Genomic DNA, 8,164 nt, shown 5'->3' with positions numbered 1-8,164 from the left:
CTTAATGCGCCTGGGCAGAGTCTTTTTGCTGCTCGCGTAGTTTTTGCTCCAGCTTCTCGATTTTTTCCTGTGCCTGCTCCCGATACCGGGTTAATCGTTCAATAGTGGCTGTGGCATTACTTTTAACAAAACTGACTTGCTCTTCCAGCTGCTGCTTTTGCTTCGTCCAACTGTTTTTATCCAGCAGCATTGACTGCATCTGATCACGCTGCTGCTGCAATTCATCACGCAGCTGTTTAATGGTTTCGCGTTGTTCAGCCTGATGATTAGCCGTGATGGAACTTTGCTCTTTCATCATGTTGTTACTGGCGCGGAGTTGATCAACCAGCTGTTGTAAATCAGGCTGGCTGTCACCATTTTCGCTTTGGGCCTTTTGCAACGAATCAATTTGTTGCTGCAGTTCGCTAACCAGATTGCGCTGCGAATCTGCTTCCTGCTGCGCGGCATCCCGCTCAGCCTTCAGGCTTTCCAGTGTAGCTTTGTGATCAGCAACCAGTTGTTGCTGAGCAGCCAGAGCTGCTTCAAGCTCCGCATTATTATCCGGCTGTTGCTTATTCTGCAATTTGGCCAGTTGCTTCTGCTCGATAGCAACCTGATCCAGCGCCGCGTCCCGCTCTTCTGTCAGGCTGGCTTGTAATGCTTCCAGTTCAGCAACCTGCTGTAATGCTTTATCGCGCTCTGCAATAATCGCTGCCTGCTGGCCACTATCAGCAACCGCATGGCCTCCTTCCCGTTGCGTCTGTTGCAACTGATCCAGTTGCAATTGCAGTCTGCGGCTCTGCGCAATGGCTTGCATTTCTGTTTTAGTTGCCAGCTGCAGTTTATTTTCGAACTCACTTAACATTGTCTGCAGTTCAACAATTTCGTTGCTGCTTTGTTGCTGTTCAGCCGTGTACTTTTTGGTGGCAGCTTTTAAATTCTCTAACTCCTGGCGTTGTTGCTGATTCAGCTGCTGTTGATCCTGCAGTTGCTGCTCCAGCGCCAGAGCATTGGCCAGTTTGTCCTGCAGTGTCTGATGCTCGGTACTGGCAGCAGCAAGCTGGTTTTGTAATTCGGTTAATTGCTCTGCGTGCTGCTCGCTTTGGAGTTGTATTTGCTGTTGCAATTGCTCGTTAATCTGCTGCAGGGCTTTAAGCTCATCAGCGGCTTTGGCTGCAGCCTGTTCACTGTCAGCCAGTTTGGTATTAATGTCAGTGAGCTGTTGTTGAAGCTGTTGCAGTTGCTGCTGGCCTTTTTGCAGCTCGTCAGCAGCTTGCGCCAGTTCTTTCTGAAGTTTCTGTTCACTTTGCTGTCGTTCAGTAGCAGCAATTTCCAGCTCGTTATGCAGCTGATCCAGCTGCATCTGATGCTGTTCCTGAATTTGTTTGGATTCAGCCAGTTCCTGCTGCTGACTTTTTGCATGCTGTAATGCCTGATCACGCTCGTCCTTAACGGCACTGTATTTCTCCGCCTGCACAGCCAGTTGCTGTTGCTGATGAGCGAGGCTGACTTCCAGCTCTGAACGCTTTTGCTGTAACTGTTCGAGGTCTTTCTGAATTTGCTGATTGTGTTCAGCAGCCTGCACTTCCGCCTGAATAGCCTGTGCTAACTGCTCGTTCAGTTGCTCTATTTGTTTATTGGCATGCTGCTGTGCTTCTCGCTGAAAAGCCGCAATAAAATCTTCACTAAAGGATGTTTCAGCCGCTGTCGGGATACGGGTGGCCTGTTCATTTCGCCACTTCTGATAATGCACAACTAAACTTGCCTGAGCGCCAGATACTTTCGCCAACAGATAATCAAGCGACACCGGTTTACCCGCTTGCTGCAATTCATCACAGATCTTTTTGACTTCACTATATTGGGTCATTGTTACACATCCGATTCACTACTTTGATTTTGCAGTACAACTTTAAACAGCCTAAGAAGCTTACTGTAGTCTTTTTTAGGCAAAAACTAAATTTTTATCACATAATTTTTGCATTTATCTGCTACACCAACTAAATTACTGTTAATTTATACAGTTCAGGCGGCAGCTATGATTCTCTATATTGCTGAAAAACCCAGTATGGCGCTGGCGATTGCGGCTGCCCTGCCCAAACCACAGCAAAAAGATAGCGGTTGTATCCGCCTGGCCAACGGTGACGTTATCAGCTGGTGTGTCGGCCATTTGCTGGAGCAGGCAGAACCGCAAGACTACAACCCAGATTATAAACGCTGGCAGGCAGCGCATCTACCCATTATTCCCACAGAATGGCAGTTAAAAGCGCGACAATCGGCAAAGCAGCAGCTTACTGTTTTGCAGAAGCTCATCAGGCAGGCAGATCAGCTGATACATGCCGGTGATCCGGACCGGGAAGGCCAGCTGCTAGTGGATGAAGTTATTGCCTGGTGCAAGATATCGCCAGCAAAACGTGATAATGTAAAGCGTTTATTAATTAATGATTTAAACGTCGCTGCTATTCGCGAGGCCCTAAAGAAGCTGCAGCCCAATAAGCTGTTTGTACCCTTATCCACCTCTGCACTTGCCCGTAGCCGGGCCGACTGGCTGTACGGTTTAAATATGACCCGGGCTTATACCCTGCGGGGCAAGGCCGCTGGTTATCAGGGGGTACTTTCGGTAGGCCGGGTGCAAACCCCGTTACTTGGCCTGGTGGTAAGGCGGGATCAGGAAATTACTAATTTTAGCAGCGTAACTTACTACCAGGTACAGGCAGAGCTGCTTACTGCAAACGGTACGATTGTCAAAGCGCTATGGCAACCTAGCGCGGCCTGCGCGCCATATCAGGACAGCGAAGGCCGGGTAATGTTGCGGGCACTGGCAGCGAAAGTTCAGCAGGCAATCAAAGACCAGCCAGCTGAAGTGACAGCGTTGCGACAGCAGCATAAGAAACAGTATGCTCCGCTGCCTTACAGTTTATCTGCGCTGCAAATTGATGCTGCCAGAGCGTTTGGTTTAACAGCACAGCAAGTACTGGACAGTTGTCAGCAACTGTATGAACGGCATAAGCTGATAACCTATCCTCGTTCCGACTGTCGTTATCTGCCGGCAACCCACCTGGCCGAAGCGGACAAAGTGGCCCGGGCCATAGCAGCAACGATGCCGGCATTACAGCCAGCAGTTAATGGCGCAAATCTGCAGCTGAAAAGTAAAGCCTGGAATGACGATAAAGTAGAGGCTCATCATGCCATTATTCCCACGGCTAAAACTTTGTCAGCAGACAGGCTGACAGCAACAGAACAAAAGCTGTACCGTATGATTGCCCGGCAGTACCTTATGCAGTTTTATGCTGCTTGTTGCTTTACTGATACGCAAGCTGAGTTCCGGCTCGCCGGTGGCTGTTTTCTTGCCAGAGCAAGACAGCAACAGGCGCCTGGCTGGAAAGTATTACTGGCTGATAATGACCATAACGGACATAACAGTGCTGAAAAGGCCGGCGAAAATGAACCGCCACTGCAACAAAGCTTACCCGAACTTAAAGTAGGACAGCAGTTAACTTGCCGGGGCAGTGAGCTAATCGAAAAAAACACTCAGCCGCCAGCCCCTTTTACAGATGCCACTTTATTAAGCGCCATGACCGGAATTGCCCGTTTTGTTCAGGATCCCCTGATCAGACAGGTTTTGAAAGACACCGATGGGTTAGGCACTGAAGCAACGCGCTCCGGTATTATTGAATTATTGTTTAAGCGTCATTTTCTGCAAAGGGAAGGCAAACATATTCGGGCGACAATGGCCGGCAAAGCGTTAATCGCCGCGTTACCGGCTGAAGCTGGTTTACCTGACATGACCGCCCGGTGGGAGGCCGCATTAAATGACATCTGCCAGCGACAGCTAAGCTATCAGGCGTTTATGCAGCCATTAACTGAGCATTTGCAATACTTAATCAGCCAGGCGGGCAACGTAACGCCGGTAGGTTTAGGTAAAGGTAACCCGGTGAAGTGGTCAGGCAAAACTGCTAAAAAAAGGGGGGCAGCCAAAAAAGCAGCCAACAGGCCTGAACGGAAACCCAGCGGCTATCGTAAAAGCGCTGCGGCAAATGGCGATAATGCCAGGCAGAATTACACGACAACTGTATGAATTAGTTAATAAGTGTAATAGCGCTGGTAACCTGGGTTCTAGCTGATTATCCTCACTGCACTTAATTTTATAATAGTCTGTGCAGGAGAACACCTTGAGTAAACCTACATTTTTTTCAGCAGTGGTTGCCGCCACGATGCTGTTGCTAAGCCAGCAGGCATTTGCAACTATCGTACAGGTAAAAACCAGTCTTGGTGATTTTGAAGTTAACTTGTTTGACGAAACGACACCGGTAACAGTTCAGAATTTCTTAAATTATGTTAACAGCGGTCGTTATAATCAGACGGTGATTCACCGCTCGGTGCCGGGTTTTATTATTCAGGGCGGCGGATTTCGCTTTGTACAGCAACTACCTCTAACACCAATACAGACGAATGCCGCTATTGTTAATGAGCCTAAGCTGTCCAATGTCCGGGCCACTATTGCCATGGCAAAGTTACCCGGTAACCCTAACAGCGCAACCAGTCAGTGGTTTATTAACCTGGCTGATAATAGTGCAGGCAGCCCGAAACTGGATATCGTTGAAGGAGCTTACAGTGTTTTTGGTCAGATAAGCGCTGCCGACATGGAAGTGGTAATGGCGATTGCCAGTTTACCGACATACAATTTCAACGGTCTGCAGGGGTTGCCTCTTCGAAATTATACTGCAACTGACCGGGCCAACAACGTGGCGCCTAACAGCACCAATATGGTAATTGTCGAAAGCATTACCGTGGTTGATGCCAGACCAAATACTGCTGCGGGCCTCAATCCTGTGCCGAACACGCTGCTGCCGGAACCCGAGACCAGCAGTGGCACTAGCAGTCTGGCGCTGTTATTGCTCGGCTCCTTACTATGGTGGCGGCGTCAGCGTTAAACAGGTTGCAGTGACCTGCCCTCTGTCTGGCGCGGCAAGCATTGCTGCGCCTTTTCGTTTTTTTAGTAACTGATTTTTATTAAAAACTGATATTTATATCAATTAGTTCTGCTCAAAACCCCCTACAACAGTTTTTCCTCGCCTACACTTAATTTTGTGCTTAATATAGTTCAACCATATGTTGTTGCTTTATATAAGGGTGACGTAAATGATAGTGTTAGTAGGTGGCGAAAAAGGTGGTAGCGGTAAAAGCTGTCTGGCTCAGAATATCGCGGTATATTTTTCCCGTGAGAAGCAAGCCAATGTAATGTTGGTAGACTGTGATCCACAGCGCACAACGTCTGACTGGGTGCAGGAGCGGCATATGGATGCCAGTTTACCGTGGATTAACTGTGTTCAGATGTATGGCAAGATCCGCTATGAACTGAAAAGCCTTGAAATGCATTACGACGTCGTTGTGGTTGACTGTGGCGGCCAGGACAGCGTGGCACTGCGCTCGGCTATGGTGGTTGCCAGCCATGTGCTGTTTCCACTTCGTCCGAAGCGGCGTGATTTAAAAACGCTGGAACATCTGGAAGATCTGGTAAGTGCCTGCAATGTCGTTAATCCCGATATGATAGTGGGTTGCGTTATGACCCAATGTCCTTCATTACCTAATCAGGCACCACGGATTATGGACGCGAAAGAAGTATGCAAATCTTTTAATATCCGGGTGTTAGAAAATATTACGTATAGCCGGAATATTTATGATGACAGTGAAGAAAAAGGTTTGTCAGTGATGGATGTTGATGGTGATGGTAAAGCCGCCAGCGAAATCCGGGCAATTATTGAAGAACTTCTGGCAATGAAGGCGATACAAGAAGATGGGGCTAAGCGACCTGAAGAAAAAGTGTTTGCAGTCAAATAAACCGGCTTTTACAGCTGAAGAGTTTATTGAAGACGCTAACAATTATGCGCTGGGCTTGCCGCGTATTGTCAGTTTGCGCAAGCAATTACCTGAAGAAGATGACACTACCCGGTTGCCGATGCGTCATGCCACCTTTACCCTGAGCGAGGAGGCAATAGCGGCGTTAAATGAACTTAGTGAATTAACCGGAGAAGCCAAGTCGAAGCTGATCCGCCGGTTAATTCTCAGAGCAACGCAGGCAGTCCAATTTGAGCTGACCCAAGTACCAGCGTCAAAAAATAAAACCGGCTCAGATTGAGCCGGTTTTATCGGTAAAACAGCCAGTTTACTATCTGGCCAGGAAAGCATAAGCGGCAATAAAGGCCGTTTCCTGAAAACCTTTTAAACCAGTATCTTTAAAATCCACCGGTAGCGGATGCTGTTTCAGTTTTTCTTTAATAGTCGTTGCCGAGAGTATCTCGCTGGGACAAGCCGCAATAAGCTGGATAGCGGCTTCAATTTTAAAGCCGACGGCACCGCCGGCAAATTTTCCCTTTTGTGGTCTTTCCTTAATCACCAACTGCTCAATTTTATAGTCTTCGATCAGCTTTGCCAGATTAAACTGGAATTTCTGCATGCTGGCTGCGTCTTTATCATTAGTTAACGTCAAGCGGGTTTGCCGGCATTCCGGTAAATCAAATAAACCGTTTTTTAATGCCATCAGACATAAAATGGCTTCACTGCCTTTAATTTCAATTCCACATACACGCATAACTCATCCCAATAATGTTGTGCCGGCTTAAGGGCTGGTCAGTGCTTCCATCCGGCTGTCAATAATGCTGCAACTCTGCCGTAAAGGTTCGCCAAATAAAATAGGATTAAAATCACCATTTACACAGTAACGGCGATGGAAAACCATCAGGCTTTCTTTAGATGCTGCCGCTTTATTCAGCTGCTGTTGCTGGCCTTCACCCCAGTTTGCACTGAGTTTATTAAACTCTCTCTGAATTTGCCGCATGGCCTGCTCGTCGGACATTTTTCCGCTGCTTGGCGCATTATCCAAAATCAAACCATACAGCTGATCCCGGTAGGGTCTGAGTAACTCATGATCAGAAAATGTCAGGAGCAATAAAATAATGACAGCCAGCCAAAAAAACTTTTTCATCTGATAGCGCACCTCAAAAATCGCAGCGGGTATTGTAAAGTATTTTTTGCAATGACGCATCTGCTGGTCTGCGGCTTATTTTATATCAAATATTCTGCTGTCAGGGCTGTTATACTAGCGCCAGCACAGCAGCGGGTAAGAGGTAGCAGTGGATAACAACCGCATAGACATTAAAAATATCCCGGTAAAGGTTGAAACCTATACGCCGGAGCAACCAAACCAGGCTAAGTATCCGTCACGTGACCGGATATATGTTCGCTCTGTCAAAGGCTTGCATCAGAGTTTGCGCCGCAATATGGGCTTTGTATTTATGGTGCTTTTTATGCTGCTGCCCTGGATCCAGTACAACGGCAGTCAGGCGATTCTGCTGGACATTGGTGAACAGAAATTTAATATTTTTGCGCTGACCTTATGGCCGCAGGACTTTACGATTCTGGCCTGGATTTTTGTTATTGCAGCCTATGCATTATTTTTTGTTACTGCATTTTATGGCCGGGTATGGTGTGGCTATCTGTGTCCGCAATCAGTCTGGACTTTTATTTTTATGTGGTTTGAAGAAAAAATTCAGGGCAGCCGCAATCAGCGGATGACCCTGGATCAGGCGCCCTGGTCAGTATCAAAATTCGCCAAGAAGGCACTCACTCATTTTTGCTGGCTGGCGTTTGCCTTGTTAACGGCGCTGATCTTCGTTGGCTATTTTACTCCGGTTGGGCCCTTGTTTATTAACTTCTTTACCTTTGAGGCCGGTTTCTGGGCGGTGGTCTCGGTACTTTTTTTTACGGCGTGTACCTATGGTAACGCAGGCTGGATGCGGGAGATCATGTGTACCCATATCTGTCCATACGCCCGTTTTCAGTCAGCGATGTTTGATAAAGACACCTTTACCGTTACTTATGATGAGAAGCGCGGTGAAGCACGGGGCCCTCGCAGTCGTAAAGACAAAGATTATAAAGAGAAAGGTCTGGGTGACTGCATTGACTGCAATCTCTGTGTGCATGTCTGCCCGACGGGTATCGATATTCGTAATGGTCTGCAATACGAATGTATCAACTGCGGCGCCTGTATCGACGCCTGTGATGACACGATGGCAAAAATGGGCTATCCGCCTGGCCTGATAAGTTATACCACCGAACACAGTCTGAAAGGCAAACCCACCAGAATACTGCGGCCTAAACTGGTCGGTTATTTTGTTGTCTTGCTGGT

The 8,164-nt window shown here is 47.7% G+C and carries 8 protein-coding genes; 5 read left to right on the top strand and 3 right to left on the bottom strand.

Features of this window, described 5'->3' with window-relative positions:
- Position 1 precedes the first annotated feature (1 nt).
- The gene (locus tag R3177_RS11195) at positions 2 to 1,846 is read right to left on the bottom strand and encodes a hypothetical protein (RefSeq protein WP_318971114.1); all 1,845 of its coding nucleotides are present in this window, start codon (positions 1,844 to 1,846) and stop codon (positions 2 to 4) included.
- Between the two features lie 168 nt (positions 1,847 to 2,014).
- On the opposite strand from R3177_RS11195, the gene R3177_RS11190 reads away from it, so the two are divergent.
- From R3177_RS11190 to R3177_RS11175, 4 genes are all read left to right on the top strand, one after another.
- On the top strand, positions 2,015 to 4,054 hold the full coding sequence (locus tag R3177_RS11190; protein ID WP_318971113.1) for a DNA topoisomerase III: 2,040 nt from the start codon (positions 2,015 to 2,017) through the stop codon (positions 4,052 to 4,054).
- A gap of 94 nt (positions 4,055 to 4,148) precedes the next feature.
- Positions 4,149 to 4,910: a peptidylprolyl isomerase gene (locus R3177_RS11185; protein ID WP_318971112.1), complete on the top strand. Its 762-nt coding sequence runs from the start codon at positions 4,149 to 4,151 to the stop codon at positions 4,908 to 4,910.
- Between the two features lie 208 nt (positions 4,911 to 5,118).
- Entirely contained in the window at positions 5,119 to 5,817 is a 699-nt protein-coding gene (locus tag R3177_RS11180; RefSeq protein WP_318971111.1) for a division plane positioning ATPase MipZ, read from the top strand.
- On the top strand, positions 5,804 to 6,115 hold the full coding sequence (locus R3177_RS11175) for a replication protein RepA (RefSeq protein WP_318971110.1): 312 nt from the start codon (positions 5,804 to 5,806) through the stop codon (positions 6,113 to 6,115). Before R3177_RS11180 ends, R3177_RS11175 begins: the two co-directional genes overlap by 14 nt.
- Before the next feature lie 30 nt (positions 6,116 to 6,145).
- On the opposite strand, the gene R3177_RS11170 is transcribed toward R3177_RS11175, so the two are convergent.
- Positions 6,146 to 6,568: a DUF3010 family protein gene (locus tag R3177_RS11170; RefSeq protein WP_318971109.1), complete on the bottom strand. Its 423-nt coding sequence runs from the start codon at positions 6,566 to 6,568 to the stop codon at positions 6,146 to 6,148.
- A 27-nt stretch (positions 6,569 to 6,595) separates the two neighbouring features.
- On the bottom strand, positions 6,596 to 6,961 hold the full coding sequence (locus tag R3177_RS11165; protein ID WP_318971108.1) for a hypothetical protein: 366 nt from the start codon (positions 6,959 to 6,961) through the stop codon (positions 6,596 to 6,598).
- A 148-nt stretch (positions 6,962 to 7,109) separates the two neighbouring features.
- On the opposite strand from R3177_RS11165, the gene ccoG reads away from it, so the two are divergent.
- Positions 7,110 to 8,164, top strand: a 1,055-nt coding sequence (ccoG, locus tag R3177_RS11160; protein WP_318971107.1) for a cytochrome c oxidase accessory protein CcoG, incomplete at its 3' end; no start/stop codon positions are given.

Origin of the sequence: Arsukibacterium sp., from assembly GCF_033722355.1 — a bacterium.
Lineage (GTDB): Bacteria > Pseudomonadota > Gammaproteobacteria > Enterobacterales > Alteromonadaceae > Alishewanella.
Note: the sequence above shows the minus strand (reverse complement) of the source record. Positions and strands in the feature narration are given on the sequence as shown.